The sequence below is a fragment of the Marinococcus salis genome (assembly GCF_054971365.1).
This window is the reverse complement of record NZ_JBQOJB010000001.1, coordinates 45977-70601: the sequence shown is the minus strand read 5'-3', so window position 1 is coordinate 70601 and position 24625 is coordinate 45977. Positions and strand designations below refer to the sequence as shown.

28 protein-coding genes are annotated in these 24625 nt (G+C 48.4%); 21 read left to right on the top strand and 7 right to left on the bottom strand.

All coding sequences use genetic code 11. From position 1 onward, the window contains the following. Nucleotides 1-80: 80 nt before the first annotated feature. A complete protein-coding gene (locus ACTTK6_RS00375; protein ID WP_094907540.1) occupies nucleotides 81-965 on the bottom strand; it encodes an SDR family NAD(P)-dependent oxidoreductase in 885 nt (294 codons plus the stop codon). Between the two features lie 76 nt (nucleotides 966-1041). After that, a complete protein-coding gene (locus tag ACTTK6_RS00370; RefSeq protein WP_079474914.1) occupies nucleotides 1042-2985 on the bottom strand; it encodes an aconitate hydratase in 1944 nt (647 codons plus the stop codon). A gap of 224 nt (nucleotides 2986-3209) precedes the next feature. On the opposite strand from ACTTK6_RS00370, the gene htpX reads away from it, so the two are divergent. The 6 genes from htpX (at nucleotide 3210) to modB (ending at nucleotide 8414) form a co-directional block, all read left to right on the top strand. Further along, complete coding sequence (gene htpX, locus ACTTK6_RS00365; protein WP_462832309.1) at nucleotides 3210-4109, top strand: protease HtpX; 900 nt, start codon at nucleotides 3210-3212, stop codon at nucleotides 4107-4109. Nucleotides 4110-4294: 185 nt separating this feature from the next. Then, nucleotides 4295-4864 carry a copper resistance CopC family protein gene (locus ACTTK6_RS00360; protein WP_462832308.1) on the top strand — a complete coding sequence of 190 codons (570 nt, stop codon included), beginning with the start codon at nucleotides 4295-4297 and terminating at the stop codon, nucleotides 4862-4864. A gap of 122 nt (nucleotides 4865-4986) precedes the next feature. Next, on the top strand, nucleotides 4987-5895 hold the full coding sequence (gene rarD, locus ACTTK6_RS00355; RefSeq protein ID WP_094907537.1) for an EamA family transporter RarD: 909 nt from the start codon (nucleotides 4987-4989) through the stop codon (nucleotides 5893-5895). A 17-nt stretch (nucleotides 5896-5912) separates the two neighbouring features. Continuing rightward, on the top strand, nucleotides 5913-6932 hold the full coding sequence (locus ACTTK6_RS00350; protein ID WP_094907536.1) for a ThiF family adenylyltransferase: 1020 nt from the start codon (nucleotides 5913-5915) through the stop codon (nucleotides 6930-6932). A gap of 36 nt (nucleotides 6933-6968) precedes the next feature. After that, nucleotides 6969-7742, top strand: a complete 774-nt coding sequence (gene modA / locus ACTTK6_RS00345) for a molybdate ABC transporter substrate-binding protein (protein ID WP_158219016.1) — start codon at nucleotides 6969-6971, stop codon at nucleotides 7740-7742. Between the two features lie 18 nt (nucleotides 7743-7760). Further along, nucleotides 7761-8414 (top strand): molybdate ABC transporter permease subunit, encoded by a 654-nt coding sequence (modB, locus tag ACTTK6_RS00340; RefSeq protein WP_094907534.1) that lies wholly within the window; start codon nucleotides 7761-7763, stop codon nucleotides 8412-8414. A gap of 3 nt (nucleotides 8415-8417) precedes the next feature. On the opposite strand, the gene moaC is transcribed toward modB, so the two are convergent. Beyond that, the gene (moaC, locus tag ACTTK6_RS00335) at nucleotides 8418-8906 is read right to left on the bottom strand and encodes a cyclic pyranopterin monophosphate synthase MoaC (protein ID WP_079474921.1); all 489 of its coding nucleotides are present in this window, start codon (nucleotides 8904-8906) and stop codon (nucleotides 8418-8420) included. Nucleotides 8907-8985: 79 nt separating this feature from the next. Between moaC and ACTTK6_RS00330 the strand changes: the two genes are divergently transcribed. From ACTTK6_RS00330 to qoxD, 13 genes are all read left to right on the top strand, one after another. Next, nucleotides 8986-10254, top strand: coding sequence for a molybdopterin molybdotransferase MoeA (locus ACTTK6_RS00330; protein WP_079474922.1), 1269 nt, complete (start codon nucleotides 8986-8988; stop codon nucleotides 10252-10254). Then, a complete protein-coding gene (gene mobB, locus ACTTK6_RS00325; RefSeq protein WP_094907533.1) occupies nucleotides 10251-10754 on the top strand; it encodes a molybdopterin-guanine dinucleotide biosynthesis protein B in 504 nt (167 codons plus the stop codon). The genes ACTTK6_RS00330 and mobB overlap by 4 nt, the downstream gene beginning before the upstream one ends. Continuing rightward, the gene (locus ACTTK6_RS00320) at nucleotides 10733-11197 is read left to right on the top strand and encodes a molybdenum cofactor biosynthesis protein MoaE (RefSeq protein ID WP_079474924.1); all 465 of its coding nucleotides are present in this window, start codon (nucleotides 10733-10735) and stop codon (nucleotides 11195-11197) included. Before mobB ends, ACTTK6_RS00320 begins: the two co-directional genes overlap by 22 nt. Continuing rightward, nucleotides 11194-11427, top strand: coding sequence for a MoaD/ThiS family protein (locus tag ACTTK6_RS00315; protein WP_079474925.1), 234 nt, complete (start codon nucleotides 11194-11196; stop codon nucleotides 11425-11427). The genes ACTTK6_RS00320 and ACTTK6_RS00315 overlap by 4 nt, the downstream gene beginning before the upstream one ends. Nucleotides 11428-11431: 4 nt before the next feature. Beyond that, complete coding sequence (locus ACTTK6_RS00310; RefSeq protein WP_462832307.1) at nucleotides 11432-12019, top strand: molybdenum cofactor guanylyltransferase; 588 nt, start codon at nucleotides 11432-11434, stop codon at nucleotides 12017-12019. A gap of 14 nt (nucleotides 12020-12033) precedes the next feature. Continuing rightward, a complete protein-coding gene (moaA, locus tag ACTTK6_RS00305) occupies nucleotides 12034-13044 on the top strand; it encodes a GTP 3',8-cyclase MoaA (RefSeq protein WP_079474927.1) in 1011 nt (336 codons plus the stop codon). A 66-nt stretch (nucleotides 13045-13110) separates the two neighbouring features. After that, nucleotides 13111-13629, top strand: coding sequence for a MogA/MoaB family molybdenum cofactor biosynthesis protein (locus tag ACTTK6_RS00300; RefSeq protein ID WP_079474928.1), 519 nt, complete (start codon nucleotides 13111-13113; stop codon nucleotides 13627-13629). 29 nt (nucleotides 13630-13658) lie between these two features. Continuing rightward, a complete protein-coding gene (locus ACTTK6_RS00295; protein WP_462832306.1) occupies nucleotides 13659-14375 on the top strand; it encodes a class I SAM-dependent methyltransferase in 717 nt (238 codons plus the stop codon). A gap of 113 nt (nucleotides 14376-14488) precedes the next feature. Further along, complete coding sequence (locus ACTTK6_RS00290; RefSeq protein WP_462832305.1) at nucleotides 14489-16279, top strand: solute:sodium symporter family transporter; 1791 nt, start codon at nucleotides 14489-14491, stop codon at nucleotides 16277-16279. Between the two features lie 303 nt (nucleotides 16280-16582). Beyond that, on the top strand, nucleotides 16583-17521 hold the full coding sequence (qoxA, locus tag ACTTK6_RS00285; RefSeq protein WP_462832304.1) for a cytochrome aa3 quinol oxidase subunit II: 939 nt from the start codon (nucleotides 16583-16585) through the stop codon (nucleotides 17519-17521). A gap of 39 nt (nucleotides 17522-17560) precedes the next feature. Continuing rightward, the gene (qoxB, locus tag ACTTK6_RS00280; RefSeq protein ID WP_462832303.1) at nucleotides 17561-19510 is read left to right on the top strand and encodes a cytochrome aa3 quinol oxidase subunit I; all 1950 of its coding nucleotides are present in this window, start codon (nucleotides 17561-17563) and stop codon (nucleotides 19508-19510) included. Then, on the top strand, nucleotides 19507-20115 hold the full coding sequence (gene qoxC / locus ACTTK6_RS00275; RefSeq protein ID WP_462832302.1) for a cytochrome aa3 quinol oxidase subunit III: 609 nt from the start codon (nucleotides 19507-19509) through the stop codon (nucleotides 20113-20115). The genes qoxB and qoxC overlap by 4 nt, the downstream gene beginning before the upstream one ends. Further along, nucleotides 20116-20487: a cytochrome aa3 quinol oxidase subunit IV gene (gene qoxD, locus ACTTK6_RS00270; RefSeq protein ID WP_462832301.1), complete on the top strand. Its 372-nt coding sequence runs from the start codon at nucleotides 20116-20118 to the stop codon at nucleotides 20485-20487. A gap of 69 nt (nucleotides 20488-20556) precedes the next feature. Here qoxD and ACTTK6_RS00265 read toward each other — a convergent pair whose 3' ends face one another. Then, the gene (locus ACTTK6_RS00265; RefSeq protein WP_462832300.1) at nucleotides 20557-21357 is read right to left on the bottom strand and encodes an SDR family NAD(P)-dependent oxidoreductase; all 801 of its coding nucleotides are present in this window, start codon (nucleotides 21355-21357) and stop codon (nucleotides 20557-20559) included. 143 nt (nucleotides 21358-21500) lie between these two features. On the opposite strand from ACTTK6_RS00265, the gene ACTTK6_RS00260 reads away from it, so the two are divergent. Then, nucleotides 21501-22112, top strand: coding sequence for a flavodoxin family protein (locus ACTTK6_RS00260; protein WP_079474934.1), 612 nt, complete (start codon nucleotides 21501-21503; stop codon nucleotides 22110-22112). A 57-nt stretch (nucleotides 22113-22169) separates the two neighbouring features. Here the strand turns inward: ACTTK6_RS00260 and rpsN are convergent, their stop codons facing one another. Next, nucleotides 22170-22439 carry a 30S ribosomal protein S14 gene (gene rpsN, locus ACTTK6_RS00255; RefSeq protein ID WP_022792513.1) on the bottom strand — a complete coding sequence of 90 codons (270 nt, stop codon included), beginning with the start codon at nucleotides 22437-22439 and terminating at the stop codon, nucleotides 22170-22172. 176 nt (nucleotides 22440-22615) lie between these two features. Here rpsN and ACTTK6_RS00250 point away from each other — a divergent pair, with 176 nt between their 5' ends. Beyond that, nucleotides 22616-22891, top strand: a complete 276-nt coding sequence (locus ACTTK6_RS00250; protein WP_462832299.1) for a GNAT family N-acetyltransferase — start codon at nucleotides 22616-22618, stop codon at nucleotides 22889-22891. A 208-nt stretch (nucleotides 22892-23099) separates the two neighbouring features. On the opposite strand, the gene ACTTK6_RS00245 is transcribed toward ACTTK6_RS00250, so the two are convergent. Together ACTTK6_RS00245 and ACTTK6_RS00240 are read right to left on the bottom strand one after the other, a co-directional pair. Then, the gene (locus ACTTK6_RS00245; protein WP_462832298.1) at nucleotides 23100-24065 is read right to left on the bottom strand and encodes a ring-cleaving dioxygenase; all 966 of its coding nucleotides are present in this window, start codon (nucleotides 24063-24065) and stop codon (nucleotides 23100-23102) included. Then, nucleotides 24065-24496: a MarR family winged helix-turn-helix transcriptional regulator gene (locus ACTTK6_RS00240; RefSeq protein WP_094907531.1), complete on the bottom strand. Its 432-nt coding sequence runs from the start codon at nucleotides 24494-24496 to the stop codon at nucleotides 24065-24067. Before ACTTK6_RS00240 ends, ACTTK6_RS00245 begins: the two co-directional genes overlap by 1 nt. Nucleotides 24497-24625 lie beyond the last annotated feature (129 nt).

Genomic DNA, 24625 nt, shown 5'->3' with positions numbered 1-24625 from the left:
AAACGGGGCAAAACAACACAGGATCGCAGAAAAACAAAAAAAGAATGCCCGTTAAGGCATTCGGTCAGGCAGATTTATATTTAAGCTTCTTTTTGAATCTCTCGTCCGGTGTAATGATACACAAGCTCTTCGCTAATTTCCCGTAGTTTTCTTTGATTGGTTGTAGAGTAGGAGTCACTCGATGAACTGGTGATCCCTTTTTTCGTAAAATATTTGCCGGTTACCTGGGAGCCGCGTGCGCCTGAAGCAAGCGATACCTCCAGATCGGCTCCTTCTTCCGGGGAGTCACCGAACTTACTAGTAAATTTGTTTAGTCCCCGGTAAAAGGCGTTTTTATTGTTCAGGCCAAACCCGGTGGAAATGTTGCCGGGATGGAGCGCGTTCACTTTAATATTTTCTTGGCGGAGTCTTTGGGCCAAGTCATACGTGTACAGCAGCAAGGAAAGCTTTGCAAGCCCGTATTGCTTTAGGCCATTATACTTTTGCTCGCCCTGCAGGTTTTGAAAGTTCATTTTGGATAAGGCATGCGCAGCAGAGGACACATTCACTACCCGTCCATCAGAGCTCTTACGCAGAAGTGGAAGAAGAAGCTCCGTAAGGTAAAATACCCCGAGGTAATTCAGGGCAAAGGTGCGCTCCAAATGCTCCTCGGTCCAGACGCGGGAAGAGTATACGGCGCCGGCGTTGTTAATCAGAGCATCAATCCGTCCGTAATCCCGTGCGATATCTTTGGCGAGTATTTCTATTTCCTGGAGAAGGGAGAGGTCCGTTTGATAAAAATGGAGGTCCGTGTTTCCGGTTTTTTGCTCCAATTCGGCAATCAGTTCCTCACATTTCCATTCTTTGCGTCCCACCAGCAATAAGGTATGCCCTTCAGCCGCCAGTTTTTCCGCTGTGATTCTGCCAATACCGTTTGTGGCCCCGGTAAGTACGATAGTGCGTGGGTTCTCTACTGTATTTTCCATCGATGAAGGCCTCCCTTAATCGTCAAACTAAAGGAGCAGCGCTCCTCAAAAAGAAGCGTCTGCTCCGCCGGAATTTTTATTGTCTTGCGCGTACCCAGTTAATCAAGCCGCCGCGAAGCATCATATCAATTTGACGCCTCGACATTTCATGGCGCACTGTGATGGTTTCATTTTTATTCTTGATAGCAGCTTCGAACGTATTGTGGTTTTGGATATTTTCACGCAGGTTCTCAAGTACAATAGTATCACCGACGTCGATTTTCATATAGTCTTCGGTATCCTCAAATGTAATCGGAAGCACGCCGAAGTTCACCAGGTTCTGCCAGTGAATACGGGCGAAGTCCTGGACGAGCGCAACACGCAGGCCAAGGTAGCGAGGTGCGAGCGCTGCGTGCTCACGGCTTGACCCCTGGCCGTAGTTGGATCCGCCGATAATGGCGTGCCCAGTATCGTCTTTAATTTCCATGGCCCGGTTGTAATAATCTTCATCCGTAATTTCAAACGAGAACTTGCTGATTTCCGGAAGGTTACTGCGGTATGGAAGCACGCGGGCACCGCCGGCAAGAATCTCGTCTGTGGAGAAGTTATCGCCGAGCTTCAGGAGTACCGGCACTTCAATGCGGTCCGGCAGTTCTTCCATTTCCGGAAGGGTAGCAATGTTCGGCCCTTTTTCAATTTTTATATTTTTAGCCTCTTCATAAGGAATCGGCTCCTGAAGCAAACGGAAATCGACCGTTGGTTCGTCTGGTTCGCCAACTTTTGGATAATCCATATCGAGCGTCCGCGGATCGGTGATTTCACCATACAGCGCAGAAGCCGCAGCAATTTCAGGACTGCAAAGGAAAACACGGTCTTCTTTTGTGCCGGAGCGTCCCGGGAAGTTCCGCGGGGTCGTCCGCAGGCTGTTTTTATGGGTGGCGGGTGCCTGTCCCATCCCGATACAGCCGTTACAGCCTGCCTGGTGAAGCCGGCCGCCGGCGCTCAGGAGATTGGCAATGTGGCCGTTGGAAACGAGGTCTGTCAGCATCTGCCGTGAAGATGGGTTAATATCAAAGCTGACATTTTCATGCACGTTTTTTCCTTTCACGATTTCAGAAGCAATCGCAAAGTCCCGGTAGCCCGGATTGGCGGACGAACCGATATATGCCTGAAAAATTGGCTCACCGGCAATTTCACGGACAGGGACAACGTTGCCCGGGCTCGATGGCTTGGCAATCAGAGGCTCGAGAGAGGACAAATCGATTTCTTCATCGATGTCGTATTGGGCGCCGCGGTCAGCTTTCAGCTCCTGCCATTCGTCCTCGCGGTCCTGGCTGGCCATAAAACGCTTCACTTCTTCGTCCGAAGGAAATACGCTGGCGGTGGCTCCGAGTTCCGCTCCCATGTTTGCAATAACGTGGCGATCCATGGCGCTCAAGTCTTCCAGGCCGGGGCCGTAGTATTCAATAACTTTGTTGGCACCGGCTTTTACGTCATGGCGGCGGAGAAGCTCAAGAATAACATCCTTGGCGCTGACCCAGTCCGGGAGTTTGCCGGTAAGCTTTACTCCCCATACCTGGGGCATTTTTACAAAGAATGGTTCTCCGGCTATAGCCATGGTTACTTCGATACCGCCTGCCCCCATGGCAAGCATCCCCATACAGCCGTTGGCACAGGTATGTGAGTCCGATCCGAGAAGCGTGCGGCCGGGGCGTGCCAGGCGCTGCATATGCACCGGGTGGCTTACGCCGTTACCCGGGCGGCTAAAATACATGCCAAAGCGTTTTGCTGCTGTCTGAAGAAACAGGTGATCATCCGGGTTTTTATTGTCTTCCTGAATAATATTGTGGTCTACGTATTGGGCGGAAGCTTCTGTTTGAGCTCTCTCCACCCCCATGGCTTCAAGCTCAAGCATCACCATTGTGCCTGTAGCGTCCTGGGTGAGTGTCTGGTCGATCTTCATTCCAATCTCTTCGCCCGGAGTCATATCCCCGGACACGAGGTGTTCTTCAATTAATTTCTGGGTTACGTTTCGTGCCATAAATGGTGTCCTCCTTCGTCAAAATTCCAATTGTGTTAATTTTTCTGAATGAAAACATGCTCTCTATATTTATACCTGTTAAGAAAAACTCGTAAACAAGAAATCTTTCTTTTCGTGTAAATTTTGATGTGTGATATTATTAAGAAGGATGAAACCATTCTTGCGACTTTTGCGTATAAACAATTGTATAGAAGAAAACGAACCGTTAAAAAGGAGAGAAAGCCATGGGTAAAAGAATCATGCTGTTTTTATTAACAAACATGATGGTATTGTTAACGATTGTCATTGTGTTCTCAATACTGAGTTTGTTTGGTGTTAACCTGGGTGCTTATAACTACGGCGCCGGTACGTTGAATCTGGTGCCGCTGTTAATTATCAGCGCCGTTATCGGCTTTGCTGGTTCATTTATTTCACTAGCAATGTCGAGATTCATTGCGAAAAAAGCAATGAATGTCAAAGTGATTGACCCGGACAATCCGGGAAGCCAGGCTGAAAAAATGGTAGTGGAGAAGGTCCACCGTCTCTGCCGGCGGGCAGGGCTCACTCATATGCCGGAGGTAGGAATTTATCAATCCGCTGAAGTAAACGCATTTGCCACAGGGCCGACTAAAAAACGGTCGCTTGTATCCGTGTCCACCGGCCTGCTTCAATCGATGGATGATGACGCCGTCGAAGGCGTTATTGCCCACGAGGTAGCCCACGTTGCAAACGGGGATATGATTACCATGACCCTTCTGCAGGGAATTGTGAATACATTCGTTGTGTTCCTGGCGCGTGTCGTAGCCTTTGCGGTATCAAGGTTTGTAAATGAAAATATGCGGCCGATTATTCACTTTCTGGCGATTATCGTATTTCAAATTCTTTTTTCGATTCTCGGAAGCATAGTCGTCGCCGCCTACTCCCGGTACCGTGAGTACCACGCCGACCGAGGCGGGGCGGACCTTGCAGGAAGAGACAAAATGGCTCACGCTCTTCGTTCCCTGCAAAATTACGTGGACCGGGTGGATACAGAGCAGTCCTCCATGCAGACGCTGAAAATTAACAACAAGCCGTCGGCTGCTGCGATGCTCTTTTCGTCGCACCCGCCGCTTGAAGACCGTATCCGTCGTTTAGAACAAGGCTGAATAGTAAGTACTTCCCCGGATGCAAGCCCTGCGTCCGGGTTTTTTGTATAGAGTAAAAGACAGGAAAGCGAAAATTTCCCAGGAAATATGAAAATGACACAAAAACGTAAATGATATCGTTCGAATTTGGCTTTATATCATGATATAAAGAATAGAGTGATTTATTTATTGAAAGGAGAAGTCCTATGAAATATAGATTTTTCGGCCTTCTCGCGGTTTTATTTTTCATTACTTCACCTTACCAAGCGTTTGCAGCACCTACGCTGGAATCCTCAAGCCCTGAAGATGGAGATTCTGTTTTAGAAGTGCCCGAACGCCTCGAGCTTACTTTCGATACAGAAATTGACCGTGTGGAAGATGTATATCTGCTTGTAGAAACTGGGGACGAGATTGAAATGTCGGATCCCGAAATTAGTGATGACGGCCTTACTGTAATTTCAAATGTAGAAACTGTATTGGAAAATGGTAACTATGTATTAAATTACAGTGTTACTGGCGAAGATGGGGAAACTGTACAGGGAGCTACGAATTTCAGTTTGAACAGCAATAAACCTTTCGAAGAAAGGCAGCAGGAATTAGAAGCACGAACGGGAGAAAGCTCCCTTTCTGAAGCTGAAACACAGGCTGCGGCTGAAGCAGAAGAAGCAGGGCCGAATATTCCGGGAATGGTGTTTATGGGGACTCTCGGTTTAGCTATCGTTACCGCGTTTACAATCATATTATGGAAAAATAGAGAGCGTAAAAATGACAGCTGACAGCTTCGACATCCTCGAAGCTGTTTTTTATAGGAAAAAATTTTTAACGGCTTCAACCGTTCCTGTTTGCCAGAGGGGCACCGTTGTCCGCTATAATAGGTGAAGAGAGGACGGAGATTTAGATGAGAGAGCAGCAGACAGGCATTTTAGCAGGAGTGGCGGCTTATGTACTTTGGGGTTTTCTTCCGCTTTACTGGAAGCTTTTTAACGATGTTCCGGCGATCGATGTACTCGCCCACCGGATTATTTGGTCTTTTTTATTTATGGCTGTACTTATCGTGTTGGTCGGGCGTGCTAAAGGAGTATGGAAGGAAATCAGCCGTTCATTTTACTCGGTGAAAACGACAGTGTCTATTACAGGAGCCGCTTTATTGATTACCATTAACTGGTTTACCTTTATCTTTGCGGTGAATGGAGATCATGTGATCCAGGCAAGCCTGGGCTATTACATCAATCCCCTTGTGAACGTTGCCCTGGCCACGGTGTTTTTAAAAGAAAGACTCGCCCGCATAGAAATAGCCGCTGTACTTCTGGCGTTTATTGGGGTGTTTGTACTTACCATTTCTTACGGACAGTTTCCATGGGCCTCAATTATTCTGGCGTTATCATTTGGGTGTTATGGTATTATAAAAAAAACTGTGGCACTTGGCGCATGGGCAGGCTTAACTCTGGAATCATTTCTGGCAGCCCCGTTGGCACTGATTTTTTTAATGTTTTTTTCAGGCGAAACAGCTTCGGCCTATGATTCAGGCACATGGACGCTGCTCTTCGGGGCCGGCGCCGCCACAGCTATTCCATTACTGCTGTTTGCCTCGGGGGCACGAAAAATCAGCTACTCCCTGCTTGGATTTCTACAGTATATTGCGCCGACGATTATGCTGATACTGGGTGTTTTTTTATTTAGGGAGCCTTTTTCCTTCCAGCAGTTTACGGCGTTTTTAATCGTTTGGGCAGGACTTACCCTGTTTACCTATTCCCGTACACGTATCCATATGCAGCGCAGAAAAACTGAAGCAGCTATAAATAATTAAAGTAAAGGAGAAAAAGCATGGACGAGCGCTATTCAAGGCAGCAGCTGTTTTCCCCAATAGGTGAAATGGGCCAGAAAAAAATAAGCGAAAGCTCTGTGACGATTGTGGGCGCCGGGGCGCTCGGCGCTTCGGCAGCGGAGATGCTTGTTCGCGCCGGAGTAGGGACGGTGACGGTTGCAGACCGTGATTATGTAGAGCGCAGCAACCTGCAGCGCCAGCAGCTGTACACGGAAAAGGATGCCGCAGCGCAGATGCCTAAAGCGGCAGCGGCAGAAAAACGGCTACGTGAGATTAACTCCGGGATTCATGTGCACGGGGAAGTGGTGGATGTGGATTTCACCTGGATGGAAGCAAAAGCGGCAGAGACAGACCTTATCATTGACGGTACGGATAATTTTGATACACGGCTGCTCATTAACGATGCGGCGAGAAAATACGGTAAGCCCTGGATTTACGGAGCGTGCGTTGGAAGCATTGGCATGGTCCACCCGTTTCTACCGGGAGAGCGCCCCTGCTTTCGCTGTGTATGGAAGAAAATCCCTTCACAGGGGCAGACGTGCGATACAGTAGGAGTGATCGCGCCGGCGGTACAGTCAGTAGCGGCAAAGCAGACGGCCGCAGCTTTGAAAATACTGGTCGGGGACGGAGAAAGCCTCCCGGTAACCCTGGATTATTTTGATCTTTGGAACCAGCATCAGTTTTCCATTGGACTGCAGAGCAGTAAAGACCTGGGATGCGACTCATGCGGTGAAAAAGCGACGTACCCGGCATTAACATATGAGCATTCAAATAAAACGAGTGTACTGTGCGGCAGAGACACGGTACAGATTCGGCCGGGAGAAAGCAAACAGCTGAACTTTGAGCGGTTGGAGCGAGATTGGGAAAGCCGGAACTGGAGCGTGCGTAAAAATCCTTATCTTTTGTCAGTACAGACCGAAACGCGGCGCATTGTTTTATTCCAGGACGGCCGGGCACTCATTCACGGCACGAGCGACGTGCAGGAAGCCAAGCGGTGGTACGCCCAGCTGCTCGGATAGACTGAGAAAATCCATCGACGGGAGATGAGGCACAATATGAACTGGAAACCTTTCGTGGCAGCAGGGGCCGGGATTTTTCTTCTTCAAGGCTGCAGCGGCGATCCGCAGGCAGAACAAAATGAAGAGCAGGCCGAGCTGACTGTTTCAGCAGCAGCTAGTCTTCAGGACGCCCTTACAGAGGTTCAGAAGAGCTTTGCGAATGAGCATCCCGATATCTCGCTTGCCTTTAACTACGGAGGATCCGGCACGCTGAAGCAGCAGATTGAGCGCGGCAGCCCGGCAGACATTTTTTTGTCAGCCTCCGCCGCGCACTATAACGATCTTGAAGAAGAAAACAAAATGGTGGAAACAGAGGATCCTGTCTTCGCGGAAAATACGCTGGTGGCAGTGGTGCCCAGAGATAGTAAGGCAGAAGAATTGCAGGAGGTGCTGGAGGGAAGCGGACGCATAGCAGTGGCCACGCCAGAAGCGGCGCCCGCTGGAAGGTACGCACAGGAAGCACTTACCTCCATGCAGGAATGGAAGCGGGTGCAGGAACGGGTGGTTTTTGCCAAAGACGTACGTCACGCGCTGACGCTCGTGGAAAGAAACAATGCAGCGCTGGGCTTTGTGTATGCCTCGGATGCCCGCGGGGCTGACGTGCAGGTTCTTGAAGAGCTTGACCCATCCCTGTATTCTGCTATTCATTATTACGGCGGGGCCGTAGCGGGAAACGGTAATGAAAAAGAAAGCCGGGAGTTTATGGAATACCTGCAAAGCAGCGAAGCTCAGGACATTTTGCGCTCGTACGGTTTTTCAGATCCGGAATAAAAGGAGCGTGCGTGCCTGATGTTTTGGTTTCCAATACAGTTATCCCTTTTGACAGCAAGTGTTGCAGCTGTCCTTGTTTTTATTGCCGGCGCGGTCCTTGGAAGAATTTTTGCGGTCAGGAATTTTCGGGGAAAGCTGGCAGCGGAAACGTGCCTGATGCTTCCGCTTGTACTGCCGCCGTCGGTTACCGGTTTTTTGCTTATTATTGCTTTTGGTACAAACAGCTGGATCGGCAGCGTATATGAGAAAGTGTTTCAGAATTCGATTATCTTCACCCCGGTGGCGGCCGTTGTGGCCGCAGCGGTCGTTGCGTTTCCTTTGATGTTTCAGTCGGCAAAAACCGGCTATGGTTCAATTGACCCCAATATTGAAGCCGCTGCAAGAGTTGAGGGGGCAGGAGAGTGGCGGGTGTTTACAAATATTGCTCTCCCTCTCGCCGGCCGGGCCCTTATGACAGGGTTTGTGCTCAGTTTTACAAGAGCTCTGGGAGAATTTGGGGCCACCCTGATGTTTGCGGGGAATATCCCCGGCGTTACGCAAACGATGCCGACAGCCATATACGTGGCCATTGAGTCGAACCAAATGAACCTTGCGTACACATACGTCGGCATCAGTATATTTATTTCCTTTCTGCTGCTCGGTTTAACATACCTTCTGAACAGGGAAGATTAAGTACTAATCATGTGTTTCGCGGTAGTAATCACCGCTTTTTCCACCGGTTTTTTCCAACAGATATGTCGGTCCGATAACCATCCCTTTATCAAGGGCTTTACACATATCGTAGACGGTCAATGCAGCGGCAGAGGCTGCGGTTAATGCTTCCATTTCCACGCCCGTGCTTCCCTTCGTCTTAACAAAGGCTTCGATAAAAAGCTCGTACGCTTCTTCTGTTTTCCAGTAAAAGCTGATGTCTACGTTACTCAAAGGAAGCGGATGGCACATGGGGATTAGGGTAGATGTCTGTTTGGCACCGGTAATTCCTGCAATTTGGGCGACGGCGAGCACATCGCCTTTTTTAATATCGCCCTGCGTAACCGCCAGGTAAACGTCTTCGGGAACTCGTATGCTTGAGCCTGCCAGGGCGCTTCTGCTCGTCACCGGTTTATCGGAGACGTCTACCATCCTGGCGCGGCCCTGCTCGTTAAAGTGCGTGAATTCTGACATGGGCATGTCCCTCCTGGATATAGTATTGACCGATTATAGCATGGATACATACATTCACATACAGTAAAGGAGCATCGATATGGTTGAAAAACGTACGCCTGTCCCCGTGAAAGAAGCAATCGAACGAGTGATGGAGAATATCGGAAAAGGGGAGGTGGAGGAAGTATCGATCCATAATTCCTACGGCCGCCGCCTGGCAGAGACAATCACGGCCGCTCATCCGGTTCCACCCTTTGACCGTTCTCCGTATGACGGGTTTGCGATCCGTTCGGTTGACTCCACGGGGGCTTCCCGGGAGCAGCCGGTAACTTTTCAGGTAGTGGAGGAAATCGGCGCTGGTTTTGTGTCAGAAAAAGACCTGGAACCTTTTCAGGCAGTACGTATAATGACCGGGGCAAAAATCCCGGAGCAGTGCGACGCTGTCGTGATGCTTGAGCTTGCCCAGGAGGATCATGATGGTACGTATCCGCTCATGACGATTAAGCGCGAGTTTGAAAAGAATCAAAACATTTCCTTTGAAGGTGAAGATACGAAGGCAGGGAGCGAGCTCGTGCCGGCAGGAACTTGGATCGACCCGGGCGTAACAGCTCTGCTTGCTACCTTTGGCTACGCTACGGTGAAAGTGGCTAAAAGACCTGTCGTTGGCGTATTTGCGACAGGCACCGAGCTGCTCGATGTCTCTGATGAACTGGAGCCGGGAAAAATACGGAACAGCAATGCCTATATGATGATTGCCCAGCTGCAGCGGGCGGGGGCAGAGCCTGTATACTACGGTAAGCTGAAAGACGAACTTGAACCCTGCTACGAAGCGGTACGCCAGGCGGCAAAGGAGACAGACATGGTTATTACGACCGGAGGAGTATCGGTCGGGGACTACGATCTGCTGCCGGATGTTTACGAACGTCTCGGAGCGGAGGTGTTCTTTAATAAAGTAGCGATGCGTCCCGGCAGCGTAACGACCGTCGCCAGTTGGGGAGGTACGCTGCTGTTCGGTCTCTCGGGGAACCCTTCCGCCTGCTACATGGGCTTTGAGTTGTTTGTGCGGCCAGTTATTCAGGCAATGATGCATTCTGAGCGTCCACATCATACGATGGTGAAGGCAGAGCTTGCAGCAGATTTCTCCAAGCCGAATCCGTTCACCCGGTTTGTGCGCGGAAGCTGCCGTGCGGAAGGTGACCGTTTATATGCAGAGCCGGGCGGGTTCAATAAATCGAGTGCAGTAACCTCCCTGGCTGGTGCGAACGCGTGCATTGTTCTCCCTGGAGGAAGCCGCGGGTATCAGCAGGGGGACGTGGTCGACGTTATGCTGCTTGAAGATAACGAAGGCCAGAAAGAGCCGCTGTCATGACAATTCCTGTGCTGCAGGTAATAGGGTTCAAAGAAAGCGGAAAAACGACCCTGCTTAAACGCTGGACGGCGCTTGCCAGGGCCAACGGCTGGAGAGTGGGCGTGTTAAAGCATCACGGCCATCAGCACGAACCGCTCCAGCCGGAGGGAGTCGACAGCATGGAGCTGAAGGAGGCAGGAGCTATGGTTTCGGGCGTTGAAGGCGCCGGGGTCTTTCAGTTCCTGGCAGATTTAGAGGCTCCGGAGCTTTCCACGCTGCTGAATATTTATCAACAGCTCCCCCTTGATGTTATTCTTATAGAAGGATACAAAAAAGCACCGCACCCAAAAGTATTTCTGCTTCGAAGCACAAATGATAAAGCCACCCTTGAGGATCTTGATAACATTCAAACAGCGTTTGGCCCTGGAGAAGAAGTGAATCATTTTCAGGACACTGAGAAAGCAGATGCATGGTTTGAACAATATATGAGGAGTATACTATGGAAAAACGATTTTTCGTGACATCAGAACCGTTGTCTGTGGAAGAGCTTGCTGCTGAGGTCACGCGTCCGGAAGCAGGAGCTGTTGTGCAGTTTATCGGCACGGTCCGGGAATTTACTAAAGGCCGGCGCACCGTTTACCTGGAATACGAAGCTTATCATTCGATGGCGGAAAAGCAGCTTGAGGCCATCGGCCGGGAAGTGAAGGAGCGCTGGCCGGATGCTGAATCAGCCGTGGGCCATCGCACCGGTGAACTACAGATATCGGATGCGGCAGTCATTATTGCTGTTTCAACGCCGCACCGGAAAGACGCCTATGAAGCGAATGAATATATTATTGAGCGCATCAAACAGATTGTGCCAATCTGGAAAAAGGAACACTGGGAAGACGGTGAACAGTGGGTCGGAGACCAGCTTGAACAAACGCGGTACCCGGACGGGGCCCCAGGAGGTGGAAACAAATGATTAATGTGTTATGCTTTGCCCACATGAAAGATATTTTTGGCGGCGAGAGGCTTGCCATTAACAGCGGAGGCATAGCGACCGTAAAGGATGTGCTTGAGCATTTGAAATCAGCATATGATGCAGATGTAAGCGGCATTATGACTGCGGTAAACGAAGAGTTTGCCGAAGAAAGCACGCCGGTGAGCCAGGGGGATACTGTAGCTCTGATCCCGCCGGTCAGCGGAGGGTAATGCCGTGGCAGATGGAATCATTCTTACTGGAGGCATGTCGGAGCGGTTTGGTTCTCCGAAGGCCTTTGCTGTCTGGAAAGAAAGCTACTTTTATGAACGGGCCGTCCAGGCTCTTCAATCCGAAGTGAAGACCATCTGGATTATTTCACATCCGTCGTTTGCGGGGAGAATAGAAGCGGGAGAGCAGGTGAAGGTGAGAGAAGATCTTCCTCCTCATCAGGAAAAAGGACCGCTCGCCGGACTTTTTACCGGGCTTTCTTATACAGAGGAAGAATGGGTCTTTATGCTTCCGGTGGATATGCCGCTTATTACCAGAGCGGAAATCCGTTTTCTGGCTTCTTATATTTCTCCGGAGACGGAGGCGGTTATCCCGGAGGCTGCGGGAAGAATCGCGCCCGCATGCGGATGGTTCCACGCGGATCTGCTTTCGAAGGCAGAAGCCCAGCTCGAATCCGGAGATTATCGCATGAAGAAGGTATTCAGCGGTAAGGAAAAAGTAATAGATGTTAATCAGATGTACTGGCGCCCTGAAGCATTTGAAAATATTAATACCGCCTGGCAGCTCGAAGAGTTAAATAGAAAGGTAAAATAGAGAGGGGGAATACCATGAGCAATGTAACTGACCAGTTAAACCGTCCCCTTCGTGACCTGCGTATTTCCGTTATAGATCAATGCAATTTCCGGTGCACCTACTGCATGCCGGCTGAAATTTTCGGCCCGGATTTTGAATTTATGGGCCAGGACGAGAGGCTCTCCTTTGATGAAATCGTCCGGGTTTCTCGTCTGTTCGCCGGGCTTGGCGTCGAGAAGCTCCGATTAACCGGCGGAGAACCGCTGCTTCGCAAAAACATGCCGGAGCTGATCCGCCGCCTGACAGAAATTGAAGGCATTAAAGATATCGCCCTTACCACAAACGGCGTGATGCTGCCAGCCCAGGCTGAAAAATTAAAAGCAGCCGGGCTGCAGCGGGTGAACATCAGCCTCGATGCACTCGATGATGAAGTATTCGCAAGCATTAATGGCAGAAAAACCGGGTCGAAGCCAGTACTAAAAGGCATTGAAGCAGCAAAAAAAGCAGGTCTAACTGTAAAGGTGAATACCGTAGTTAAAAAAGGGATGAATGAAGAGCAGATTCTTCCCATGGCGATGTATTTTAAACAGCGCGGGGTCAATCTGCGCTTTATCGAGTTTATGGACGTGGGGAGCACTAACGGCTGGAACTTCAGCTCAGTGGTAACGAAAAAGGATATTATCGACACGATTCACCAGACGTTTCCGATTGAGCCCGTGGATCCGGGCTATTACGGTGAAGTGGCTGACCGTTACCGTTACAGGGACGGCAGCGGCGAAGTCGGCGTGATTTCGTCTGTCACGGAGTCATTCTGCTCTACGTGCACACGGGCCAGAATCTCTGCGGACGGCAAGCTGTTTACGTGCCTGTTTGCCACCGAAGGGTATGATTTACGAAATCAACTCCGTTCCGGGGACTCAGATGAAAAGATATTTAATAGTATTGCCGGTATATGGGGGAGACGGACCGACCGTTACTCGGAAGAGCGGACCGAAGAAACAGCGCGCAACCGTAAGCGGATTGAAATGTCCTATATTGGGGGATAATAGTACAAAAGAGGAAGCCTGAAAAAGGGCTTCTTTTTTTAAGAAAAAATAAAGGAGGGAATTTTTATGGCGACAGAAGAACATAAAGAGCAGGCAGAGAAAAAGATCCAATGCGCTGTCATTACCGTAAGTGATACGAGAACGGAAGAAACGGATAAAAGCGGCAGACGTATTCATGAGCTGCTCGAATCCCACGGCCACGAAGCGTGCTTTTATTCTATTGTCACGGATGAACAGGCGTCGATCACCAATCGTTTGAACGAAGCGCTCGCCCACCCGGAGGCAGAAGCAGTGCTGATTAACGGCGGTACTGGAATTGCCGACCGGGATATTACGATTGAAACTGTGACACCCAGATTTGATAAAGCAATCGTCGGATTTGGCGAGCTGTTCCGCTATTTGAGTTATGTGGAAGACATTGGCTCTTCCGCAATTTTATCAAGAGCTGAGGCAGGTATTATTGATCATAAACCGGTGTTTACCATGCCAGGCTCCTCTGGTGCCGTAAAGCTTGCGATGGAGAAACTGATCATCCCTGAGCTCCCGCATGTGGTCTGGGAAGCTACAAAGCAGCGCGATCTTTAGGGGAAATTAATAATAAAAGAGGTGCTTGTATGAAAGAACCAAGTTTAGAGGAAATCAGGGCCTCGGAAAAAGATTATCACCGCCGGTACTACCAGCAGCATGATTTGTTTGAAAAAGGCACCTGGATGAAAAAACCCGCTTCTCGCATTATCAGCGCCCTGGAACGCATCCGAAAAGGAGAGGACGTGCGGCTGCTTGATCTCGGCTGCGGCATCGGCCGTAACAGCATACCGGCCGCCAAGCAGTTTCAGGAGCAAGGCTGTGAAGTAGTATGTGTCGATTTCTTAGATGAAGCCATCAGCCAATTAACGGAATATGCCAGTGAGTACGGTGTGGAAAAAGAAATTAAACCGGTAAAAAAAGCAATAGAAGACTACATGCCAAAGGAAGCGTATTTTGATGGCGTCATCGCAGTATCAAGCATTGAGCATGTGCCTGATGAGAAAACCTTTTGGAGGCTGATTGATAAACTTCAGAAAGGCACAGCTGAGGGCGGCGTGCATGCGTTCTTAATAAACACTGGTATCCATGAAACAGATACCGAAACAAAGGAAGAACTTCCGGCAAAAATGGAAGTGAATTTTGATACAGGCGATATTATTCAACAGCTTTCCCGGCAGTACGCAGACTGGACGGTTCATAAGCTTGAGAGCGAAGCGCAGTCGTTTACGACCTACCGGGGGGAACGAAAGGTGCTTATTAATTCAAATATGCTGCTGCTTGAAGCAGTTAAAGAACGGGCCTGACGGCTCGTTCTTTTATATCTGCTGCATCGCAGGCTTAACGAATGGAAAAAGCGGGAAAGCAAAAATAAGCTTTTTGTATGCCTGTTTTACCATGAGGAAGGGGGGCAGTCCTGATGACAGAAAATATATTTATGCTTATTTCCTGTATCTTTTTTATGCTGTTGGTAGCTTTTATTTCTTATATGAAAACAAGGAATCGTATTAACAATTCCGACGGCTATTTTCTCGCAGGCAGGAGCCTGACCGGCGGGTTTATTGCGGGATCGCTTCTTCTTACTAATTTGTCGGCCGAGCAGCTGATCGGCTTAAACGGCCAGGCGTATGGGGCGAATATGTCGAATATGGCCTGGGAAGTAACGGCAGCCTTCTCGGTAATTATTTTAGCGCTGCTGCTTCTTCCAAGGTATTTGAGCGGGGCATTCAGCACTCTTCCTGAATTCCTGGGAGAGCGTTTTGACCAGGGTGTCCGCAGGTATGTAGTCGTATTATTCATGCTGGGCTACGTTTTCGTAACCATACCTTCTGTATTATATTCAGGGGCACTCGCTGTTCTGCAATTGTTTAATATTCCCGATTTATTCGGTATTACGTATGAGCAGTCTGTGTGGGCGATGGTCTGGACCGTGGGATTGATTGGCGCAGCTTACGCCATTTTTGGCGGCCTGCGTGCAGTAGCAGTGTCTGATACGTTAAATGGCATCGGCCTGCTCATTGTCGGGCTCATCGTTCCAATTCTTGGCTTTATCGAACTCGGGGGAGGGAATTTGCTGCAAGGAATGGAAACGATGGCGGTAACTGAGCCCGAAAAGCTGAATGCTATAGGGTCAAGTGAGGATGCGGTGCCTATTGGTACAGTATTCTCTGGCATGATAATGATGAATTTATTCTACTGGGCAACGAATCAATATGTTATTCAGCGGACGCTCGGGGCGAAAAACCTGGCGGAAGGGCAGAAGGGGGTATTGTTTTCAGGATTTTACAAAATGCTTGTACCACTTTTTATGATGGTACCCGGGGTGATTGCCTATCATTTATACGGAGATGGGCTGAGAAGTATCGACCTTGCTTATCCGGAATTGATTAATAATCTGCTGCCGGGCTTTTTGAGCGGATTTTTTCTCGCGGTCTTAATGGGAGCGGTGTTATCAAGCTTTAATTCGCTTTTAAACAGTGCTTCTACCATGTTTGCACTGGATGTTTATAAAGCTAACGCCCGAAAAAAAATTTCCGACCAGCATCTGATTACGGTCAGTAAATGGTTTGGAAGTGTTCTCGCGCTTGTTTCTTTTTTTATTGCTCCTTTGCTGATGTTTGCTCCGGAAGGCCTGTGGACCATTATCCGGGAATTCACTGGTTTTTTTAACATTCCAATTATAACGATCGTTTTATTCGGAGTATTTACCAGGCGGGTGCCTCCGCTTGCCGCCAAAATTGTCATTATTTTTCACGTGGTTTCCTATTACATTGCGCTATGGGGACTGCCTCAGTTTACAGGCGTAGAAATACCGATTAATTTTATTTATGTGTCGTTTGTTCTCTTTCTGATAGAAGCAGGCATTATGATGTTATTAGGTTGGTACAGGCCAATGAAAGGGGCAGCAAGACGGAACGCCCCAAAGGTATCGATGGTGCCATGGAAGCATGCTTTAAGTGTCTCATGCGTCCTTATTGGAGGGGTGGCTTTCTTGTTCCTGCTGTTCTCACGTGCGGGACTCGCATACGCCGATGGAATAGTTTCACCGTGGTTTTGGCCGCTCACAGCACTGATTGCAGGAGTGACCGCTGTGCTTGCAGCGTTTTCCTATCGACATTGGAACGAAAAGTATACAAATTACCTGCTTCAGTATAAATCAGGAAAAAATGAAAGTTCCCGGGTTCATATGGAACCGAAGAATAAGGCGTAAAAAAGCTCTGGGAACTTGAGTGATTTGTCCCAAAACCCTCTTTCACAGGTTGAAAATTGGCAGGCGTTAGGATACGATGATAAAGGTTCTAAGCAACAGGCGCATAGAAGTGAACGTTTTATGACATATTTGTGTTTAAAAATCGTCAATTTTGAAATTTTGCCAGAGAAAAAATGACGAGAGGCATAAAAATTTGCTACGATAATGGTGCGCTCTGCATATGAACGGGATGAACCGTGGCTGATGGAGAGAGGGGTTATTCATCACAGAAGTCGGTAATAAAAAGAAAGGAGCGTGAAGCGCTTGAAAAATTTAGTTTCCTGGTTCAAAAGGCTATTTATGGTACCGGGGTTGTTTGCTTTGCTGCTTGTCGCCAGCGGCTGCAGCGGTATTACAGTTTTGGACCCTAAAGGCCCTGTGGCCAGAACGCAGCAGGAACTTATCATTTTTGCTATTACATTGATGTCTGTCATTATCGTTGTTGTTTTTGTACTATTTTTCTACATGATTATTCGGTTTAGGGAACGCCCGAACTGGACAGACAAGGACTATGACCCTCACCAGCACGGGAATACCACGCTTGAGATAATTTGGACGGTCATTCCATTTATTATTGTAGCAGCTCTTTCAGTTCCTACAGTGACCTCTTTGTATGCACTGGAAAAACCACCGGAAGAGACAAATGACCAGGAGCCGCTGGTAATCCATGCCGATACATCCAACTGGAAATGGTATTTCAGTTATCCGGAGCAAAACATTGAAACGGTTAACTACTTACACATACCGGAGAATCGCCCGATCGAATTTAAGCTGGCGTCTGCTGATTCGATGACTGCGCTGTGGATACCGGCGCTTGGCGGCCAGAAATATAACATGGCTGGTATGCAGAATACACTGTATCTGCAGGCAGATGAAGAAGGCGAATTTGCAGGCCGCAACGCAAACTATAATGGCTCCGGATTTGCCGAGCATACGTTCACGGTTACCTCTGAAAGTGAAGAAGAGTTTAACCAGTGGGTAAGCGATATTCAAAATAACGCTCCTGAGTTAACTGAGGAACGGTTTAATGAATACCTTGAGCCGGGGCTTGCGCAGGAAGCGGAATACTCCAGCACGCATTTAGAGTACGTAGACTTTGGCATGAATTCAGGCAGAAGCTATATTACTGATCTTTACAGTGGCAATCTTGGGGAAGAGCTTCACCTTGAAGGTGGCGAAGGCGGTCCCTGGGAGCAAGAGTAATTGAAGCTATTTATAAAAACAGAAAGCAGGTGACATCCTTTGTGGGATTTTATATGGAATGATTTTCTTGTCACCGGAGAGCCGTTAATTTACGGGGCAATGGCTTCCATTGTCCTCGTTACGGTGGGAATTGTATTTGTCCTAACGTATTTCAAATTGTGGAAATGGTTATGGAATGAATACCTGACAACGGTAGACCATAAGAAAATCGGGATTATGTATATTATCGCCGCCCTGGCTATGCTCTTCCGCGGCGGTGTCGATGCCTTAATGATGAGGACGCAGCTTGCACTCCCGGGAATGAACTTTTTGAATTCCGTGCACTATAATGAAATTTTTACTACGCACGGTACGACTATGATCCTGTTCATGGCAATGCCGTTTATTATCGGACTGATGAACGTCGTGGTTCCTTTACAGATCGGCGCCCGGGACGTTGCATTTCCTTTTCTGAACGCACTAAGCTTTTGGACATTTTTCTTTGGAGCGCTGCTGTTTAACGTATCCTTTGTTATTGGAGGTTCTCCGAGCGCCGGGTGGACCAGCTATGTACCAATGGCCGGGCCCGAGCTCAGTCCAGAGATAAATCAGAACTACTATTTATTAGCGCTGCAGCTGTCTGGTATCGGTACGCTTGCCACAGGGATTAACTTTCTTGTTACAATTCTGCGGATGCGTGCGCCAGGCATGACGCTGATGAAGATGCCTATATTCACGTGGTCCGCATTGATAACATCCATTATCATCATCTTTGCTTTTCCAATTTTAACAATTGCCTTGGCTCTGATGACTTTGGACCGTATTTTTGGCACCCACTTCTTTACATTAGCCGGTGAAGGTATGCCGATGATGTGGGCTAACCTTTTCTGGCTGTGGGGACATCCGGAAGTATATATCGTTATCCTTCCGGCGTTCGGGGTCTTTTCTGAAGTTATCTCGACATTCGCCAGAAAGCAGCTGTTTGGTTATAAAGCGATGGTATACGCCATGTGTGTTATTGCAGGGCTAAGCTTTATCGTCTGGGTCCACCACTTCTTTACGATGGGGGCCGGAGCAGGGGTAAACTCTCTTTTCTCCATTACGACGATGCTGATTGCTGTACCTACGGGGATTAAGATATTCAACTGGCTTGGGACAATGTATAAAGGCCGTATTAGATTTAACGTCCCGATGCTGTGGGCGCTTGCCTTTATACCGAACTTTACTATCGGCGGTGTTACCGGGGTAATGCTCGGTATGGCCGCTGCGGACTACCAGTATCACAACACGTATTTCCTGATCGCCCATTTCCACGGGGTATTGATTGCCGGTACGTTGTTTGGAATGTTTGCAGGGCTTACGTACTGGTACCCTAAAATGTTTGGTCACAAGATGAACGAAAAAATAGGGAAAGTCAGCTTCTGGTTGACCGTTATCGGTTTCAATATTACCTTCTTACCGCAGTATTTCCTTGGCCTTATGGGAATGCCGCGCCGGACGTATACGATTGAACCGGAATGGATGCCGCTTAACCTGCTGTCGACCATAGGTGCTTTTATCCTTGCGAGCGGGTTCGTCATCTTTGTATACAACATTTATTTCAGCGCCCGCTACGAGCCGCGGGAAAAAACAGGCGACGCCTGGGATGGCCGTTCGCTCGAATGGGCGACGACAACACCAGTGCCGCATTACAACTTCGCTACTGTTCCATATGTGAACACTCACGAAGCATACTGGGATATGAAAGAAACAGGCGCGACTACCTATGATGAATCGAAGCTTGAGCCTATCCATATGCCTAACTACAAAGGCATGCCGATCATTATGGCAGCTATCATGTTTGTAGCAAGCTTTGGACTTGTCTGGCATTGGTTCTGGCTTGCAATCCCAGGACTCATCGGGGTTATTATATGCATGGTTATCCGCTCCTTCGACTATGATGAAGGGTATCACGTCCCTATTGAAGAAATTAAACGTACTGAGGAGCAGGCAAGGGGGCGTAAAGAATGAGTGAACACGCGGAATTAAAAACCGGGCCTCTTGAGTACCGAAAAGAAGAAGGAACGCTTACCATTCTCGGTTTCTGGATCTTTCTTGCAGCCGAGGTGGTACTCTTCTCCACGCTCTTCGCCACTTACGCCGTTCTGTTCGGCCGCTATGGCGATGCTACTCCGGCTCCGGAACTGTTTGAAATGCCAATGGCGCTTGCCATGACGTTTCTGCTTTTAACAAGTAGTTTTACGTGTGGGATAGCGATTCATATGATGAGAAAGGAATCCTTAAAAGGCCTCCTTATCTGGCTTGGCATCACGCTGGCCTTAGGTCTTGGATTTCTTGGATTTGAAATTTACGAGTTTGTACACTACGTACATGAAGGCGCAACGATCCAGTCAAGCGCATTCTGGTCAGCATTCTTTACGCTTACCGGTACACACGGCTTGCACGTAACGCTTGGTGTCATCTGGTGTCTGTTGATTATCATTCAGCTGGTTCGAGTTGGCCTGACACCGACAACAGCCAGAAAAACATTCGTGATTGGCCTGTACTGGCACTTTTTGGACGTTGTATGGATTTTCATCTTTACAGCCGTCTACCTGATAGGGATGGTGGTTTAAATGAGTGAACATACAGAACACAGTGAGTCGGGCATCCCCGTCAAACACATTATTGGCTTTATTGCTTCTATTGTTTTGACGCTGGTTGCGGCTTACACAACTGTGATGTCCGGACTCCCGGTGCCATGGATTATTGCCATCATTATGATACTTGCAGTAATTCAGGCTGTGCTTCAGCTCGTTATGTTCATGCACATTGCTGAGAAAAACCCAGTGCCGCAGTATGGAAATATCTTGTTTGGATTTTTCATCGCAGCGGTTGTCATCGCAGGTTCTATCTGGGTCATGTCCTTTGGCATGCACGACATGGATATGGACAGCGGCGGCGGATCCGGCGGCGGTTCAGAAGAAATGGATCATTCAGAGCATTAAATAATAAACGCCTGTCCCCAAGCTTGGGGGCAGGCGTTTTTCGTTTATAAAATTGAAAACCACAAACGTTTAGTGCACCACGCTTCCGCCGGAGATTTTTACGGCTTCTCCAACGATATTGGAGGCAGCGTCTGTTAACAGATAAGCAATGGTGTTGGCTACTTCCTGTGGCTGCGTCATCCGCCCGGACGGAAGGCTTTCGGCGGATACCTGCATTTGTTCCTCGAGACTTCTGCCGTTTTCTTCTGCCTTCATCTGCATGAGCTGCTCTACCATTTCTGTCTGCACATAGCCAGGACAGACGGCATTCACCCGGATGCCGTGTTCAATGGCTTCGAGTGCAAGAGACTGGGTAAAACCGGTGAGCGCAAACTTGGAAGCGGAATAAGCGCTATTTCCCGGGGTACCACGCAGGCCAGAAAGGGAAGAAACATTTACGATCGCACCCTTTTTCTGCGCCTGCATGCGCTTATACACAAGCTGAGTTAAAAGCACGGTAGACGTATAGTTTACCTCCATCATTTCCTGGAGGTCCGCCTCTTCGAGCTCTTCCACAAATTTTCGTTTCAGCACGCCTGCCGAATTCACGAGAAGGCTCAACGGTCCATGCGCCCCTTCCGCTGCTGTTACAAGCTCACTGCGCGCTGAAGCATCTGTGATGTCTGCCGGGCAGACAAATACACGAGCCTGCGGTTTCGCTTCGAGTATCAATTGTTTAGTTTCTTCAAGCTTGTCTTTGTTCCGGCCGGTAACTGTTACATCAGCACCCATGCGGGCAAGCTTAACAGCTGTTTCTCTTCCGATCCCCCGGGTGCTTCCGGTCACGAGGACATGTTCATTTTGCAGTGCGTTTTCAGCAAATGGCATCATTATGTATTCCTCCATATTTAAAGTAATTGATTTCTATTTACCCGGGAGAAAAAGAATACAAACGAATTGGAGCATAAGGGAAGATTATATCGGAAAAATTCGGGGTACATAGAGAAGCAGCTACTATAAAAAGAGGTGAAACTATGAAAGCAGTATTTTTAAACGGATCGTTAAAGGATTCTTCTCATACGTCGAATACAGATGCATTGGCAGATGAAATTATGCAAATCTGGGAAGAGGAAGGAGTACAGGTGGAGAAAATCCGTCTGGCAGATTACAATATCCCGTACGGAGTCGCAGACGACCTCGGGGAAGGAGATGACTGGCCGGCCATCCAGGCGAAGATTGAAGAAGCAGAGATGGTGCTGCTCGGCACACCGGTATGGCTGGGTGAAAAAAGCAGCATGATTACCAAGGCAATAGAACGGTTGAACGGCTCAGCCAGCCATACAAACGAAAAAGGACAGGGCGTTTATTATGATAAAGTAGCCGGCGTAGTAGCCACAGGTAACGAAGACGGAGCAAAACACGCCATTCAGTCGATCGTATTTGGCCTTTCTCATTTAGGCTTTACGCTTCCGCCGCGTCCCAACTGCTACTGGGTCGGTGAAGCCGGACCGGGACCTTCGTTTATTGAGGCAGAAGGCATTAAAAGCGAGTTTGTCCAAAAGCACATTCCTAAATTGGCGTACAACATGCTTCATGTGGGCACTATTTTAAAAGAAAATCCAATTCCGACAAAAGGCAATACGTAACAAATAAAAGCATACAAAAAAAGCAGCCGAGTGGCTGCTTTTTTTAGTAAGAACGGCTTACCAGCTTGCTTTTTTCACGCCTGGCACCTGGCCTTTATGGGCCAAGTCACGGAAAGCGATACGGGACATGCCGAATTTACGCATATAGCCGTGTGGACGACCGGAAATCGAACATCTATTGTGAAGGCGTGTTGGAGAAGCGTCACGAGGAAGCTTCTGCAGTGCCTCATAATCGCCTTTTTCTTTTAACTCACGGCGGAGTTCAGCGTATTTCGCTACCGTTTCTTCGCGCTTACGCTCTTTTGCGAGTTTAGATTGTTTAGCCAAAGTTCTCACTCCTTTTCATAATATTCGTGGCATTCATATTTTTAAGCACATACTTCATCATAACAGCTGCCTAAGTATGTGTAAAGGTTTGTTCTGGTTGTTTCTGATGTTTATGATTTGCCGGAAACGGTAATGAATTATCTAGTAACAACGTTTAAACGAAGGGAGTTTCTTTCATGGAAATAAAACATTACGATAACAGATTTACTGCTGAACGGGATGGCAAGGTTATTGGCGACATCTCATTTTTTGAAGAAGGCGAACAAAGCATTGTCATCGATAGTACCAAAGTAATTGAGGAAGAGCAAGGAAAAGGCGTTGGCAAAGAATTAGTCCGCAATGTGGTGGAAAAAGCAAAAGCGGAAAACAAAACGATCGTTCCCCGCTGTCCTTATGCGGAAGAAAAGATCAAAGAAAATGATGATTTCAAGCAGGTGCTTGAAACGCAGTAACAGTAGTACTGCCTCCTTAAATAAAAAGGGAGGCAGTCTTTTTTATGGTGCTCTGTTTATTCCTGTATAGTGCAGTATACTATGCGCCCCGGCTTCTGCTTCCTCTGAGGGTAGCCAAGGCCTTCGTGCGCCCGGTACAGTTCTGTGGAAGCCCCTGCTTCTTCAAAAAGATGATATAGAATTCCTGGCTTCTCCGTCCCATCGTTACTTAATCAATTGGTTTTAAGCGTGCTTCAATTTCCGGACGCTGAGGTTCGAGAAAAGGGGGCAGGGCAAGGGACTCCCCTAAGTGTTCAAACGGTTCATCTCCTTCAAATCCTGGACCATCAGTGGCCAGTTCGAAAAGAATCCCATTTGGTTCGCGGAAGTACAGCGATTGAAAATAGTAGCGTTCCACAAAGCCGGAATTTGGAAGCCGTGCGTTTTTAATGCGTTCAATCCACAGCTGCAGCTCTTCAGCATCTTCCACCCGGAAAGCTACATGGTGCACGGCTCCCCGCCCCTGGCGTTCAGCCGGTAAATCACTGCGCGTCTCTATATGAATTTCGGCGCCGGTTCCGCCTTTTCCTGTTTCAAATACACGAATATCCGGGAGAGTGGCATCGTCTGGATGAGGGTAGGAATCAATTTCGGAAAAACCCATTATATTCTGCAGTACAGCAGCTGTCGGTTCAGCTGATTTAACAGTTAAACGGACTGGCCCGAGCCCAGTGGCGCCATTTGCTGGCGATGCTTTTGAATTTTCCCACGGGACGCCGGGACTCACGCCTTTATTGTGTTCATCAGACACAAATTGCATCCGGTGGCCCTCGGGATCTTCAAATGGAAGGACGAGCCGCCCCGCTTGTTGCTGGATATCGGTATGCTGTACAGCGTGCTCTTCAAACCGTTGTTTCCAGTATTCGAGTGCGCTGTCGCCGTGCACCCGAAGAGAAACGTTTGTAATGCTGTTGGTGCCGCGCTTGTTGGAAGCGGCCATGGGGATTTCGAAAAACGTGACTTCGGTGCCGGGATTGCCCCGTTCGTCCCCGTAAAATAAATGGTAGACAGAAGTATCATCCTGATTAACTGTCTTTTTGACAAGACGCATCCCAAGTACATTAGTATAAAAATCAACATTGCGCGGTGCATTTGCTGTTAATGAAGAAACGTGATGAATTCCTTTCAATTGCATTATGTTTCCTCCTGTTCGGTTGTTTTCTGCAGTTTGCGGAGCAGCCGGAGCAGCTCTCTCTTTTCTGCAGCTGTCAGACTGTCAAACTGTGCGGCCTGAAAATGTTCCTGGCCGGGAGCGACTTCTTCAAGAGTTCTGCTCCCTTTTGGGGTAAGAGAAATATGCTTTTCTTTCCATGTCTGCCTGCGCGTGACAAGATTTTCGTCTTCGAGCTTTTTCAAAAGGTAGGTGACGCTGCCTTTTGTGACAAACAATTTACCCGCCAGCTCCTTTTGGGTAATTGGCTGGTGAGCGCGCACCTGGGCAAGAATATCGAACTGCGAAGGGCTGAGGTTCGCCTGCTTTAAATGGGCGGCTGAACGGCTGAGGTTTTGTTCATACACCCGGGCAAGCCGGAACCAGAGCAAAAGGCCTAACCTGGTTTGATTCATGGGCATTCGCTCCTTTATAACTATCATCAGTTTAAAATTAAACTGATGAAAAGTAAAGAAAATTGTTTTCGTCGCATTAAACATAGGGAGGAGAGGGAAGAAGAGCATTAGACCACTAAAAAGGAGGAG

What these genes read in the sequence shown, in the direction of transcription:
- ACTTK6_RS00265 (WP_462832300.1), bottom strand. Translation starts at nt 21,357, where the DNA reads ATGATGCCATTTGCTGAAAACGCACTGCAAAATGAACATGTCCTCGTG.
- moaA (WP_079474927.1), top strand. Translation starts at nt 12,034, where the DNA reads ATGAGCAATGTAACTGACCAGTTAAACCGTCCCCTTCGTGACCTGCGT.
- qoxD (WP_462832301.1), top strand. Translation starts at nt 20,116, where the DNA reads ATGAGTGAACATACAGAACACAGTGAGTCGGGCATCCCCGTCAAACAC.
- htpX (WP_462832309.1), top strand. Translation starts at nt 3,210, where the DNA reads ATGGGTAAAAGAATCATGCTGTTTTTATTAACAAACATGATGGTATTG.
- moaC (WP_079474921.1), bottom strand. Translation starts at nt 8,906, where the DNA reads ATGTCAGAATTCACGCACTTTAACGAGCAGGGCCGCGCCAGGATGGTA.
- rarD (WP_094907537.1), top strand. Translation starts at nt 4,987, where the DNA reads ATGAGAGAGCAGCAGACAGGCATTTTAGCAGGAGTGGCGGCTTATGTA.
- modB (WP_094907534.1), top strand. Translation starts at nt 7,761, where the DNA reads ATGTTTTGGTTTCCAATACAGTTATCCCTTTTGACAGCAAGTGTTGCA.
- ACTTK6_RS00290 (WP_462832305.1), top strand. Translation starts at nt 14,489, where the DNA reads ATGACAGAAAATATATTTATGCTTATTTCCTGTATCTTTTTTATGCTG.
- ACTTK6_RS00250 (WP_462832299.1), top strand. Translation starts at nt 22,616, where the DNA reads ATGGAAATAAAACATTACGATAACAGATTTACTGCTGAACGGGATGGC.
- ACTTK6_RS00240 (WP_094907531.1), bottom strand. Translation starts at nt 24,496, where the DNA reads ATGAATCAAACCAGGTTAGGCCTTTTGCTCTGGTTCCGGCTTGCCCGG.
- ACTTK6_RS00315 (WP_079474925.1), top strand. Translation starts at nt 11,194, where the DNA reads ATGATTAATGTGTTATGCTTTGCCCACATGAAAGATATTTTTGGCGGC.
- mobB (WP_094907533.1), top strand. Translation starts at nt 10,251, where the DNA reads ATGACAATTCCTGTGCTGCAGGTAATAGGGTTCAAAGAAAGCGGAAAA.
- qoxC (WP_462832302.1), top strand. Translation starts at nt 19,507, where the DNA reads ATGAGTGAACACGCGGAATTAAAAACCGGGCCTCTTGAGTACCGAAAA.
- ACTTK6_RS00260 (WP_079474934.1), top strand. Translation starts at nt 21,501, where the DNA reads ATGAAAGCAGTATTTTTAAACGGATCGTTAAAGGATTCTTCTCATACG.
- ACTTK6_RS00330 (WP_079474922.1), top strand. Translation starts at nt 8,986, where the DNA reads ATGGTTGAAAAACGTACGCCTGTCCCCGTGAAAGAAGCAATCGAACGA.
- ACTTK6_RS00350 (WP_094907536.1), top strand. Translation starts at nt 5,913, where the DNA reads ATGGACGAGCGCTATTCAAGGCAGCAGCTGTTTTCCCCAATAGGTGAA.
- ACTTK6_RS00375 (WP_094907540.1), bottom strand. Translation starts at nt 965, where the DNA reads ATGGAAAATACAGTAGAGAACCCACGCACTATCGTACTTACCGGGGCC.
- ACTTK6_RS00295 (WP_462832306.1), top strand. Translation starts at nt 13,659, where the DNA reads ATGAAAGAACCAAGTTTAGAGGAAATCAGGGCCTCGGAAAAAGATTAT.
- ACTTK6_RS00370 (WP_079474914.1), bottom strand. Translation starts at nt 2,985, where the DNA reads ATGGCACGAAACGTAACCCAGAAATTAATTGAAGAACACCTCGTGTCC.
- ACTTK6_RS00320 (WP_079474924.1), top strand. Translation starts at nt 10,733, where the DNA reads ATGGAAAAACGATTTTTCGTGACATCAGAACCGTTGTCTGTGGAAGAG.
- ACTTK6_RS00360 (WP_462832308.1), top strand. Translation starts at nt 4,295, where the DNA reads ATGAAATATAGATTTTTCGGCCTTCTCGCGGTTTTATTTTTCATTACT.
- ACTTK6_RS00300 (WP_079474928.1), top strand. Translation starts at nt 13,111, where the DNA reads ATGGCGACAGAAGAACATAAAGAGCAGGCAGAGAAAAAGATCCAATGC.
- modA (WP_158219016.1), top strand. Translation starts at nt 6,969, where the DNA reads ATGAACTGGAAACCTTTCGTGGCAGCAGGGGCCGGGATTTTTCTTCTT.
- ACTTK6_RS00245 (WP_462832298.1), bottom strand. Translation starts at nt 24,065, where the DNA reads ATGCAATTGAAAGGAATTCATCACGTTTCTTCATTAACAGCAAATGCA.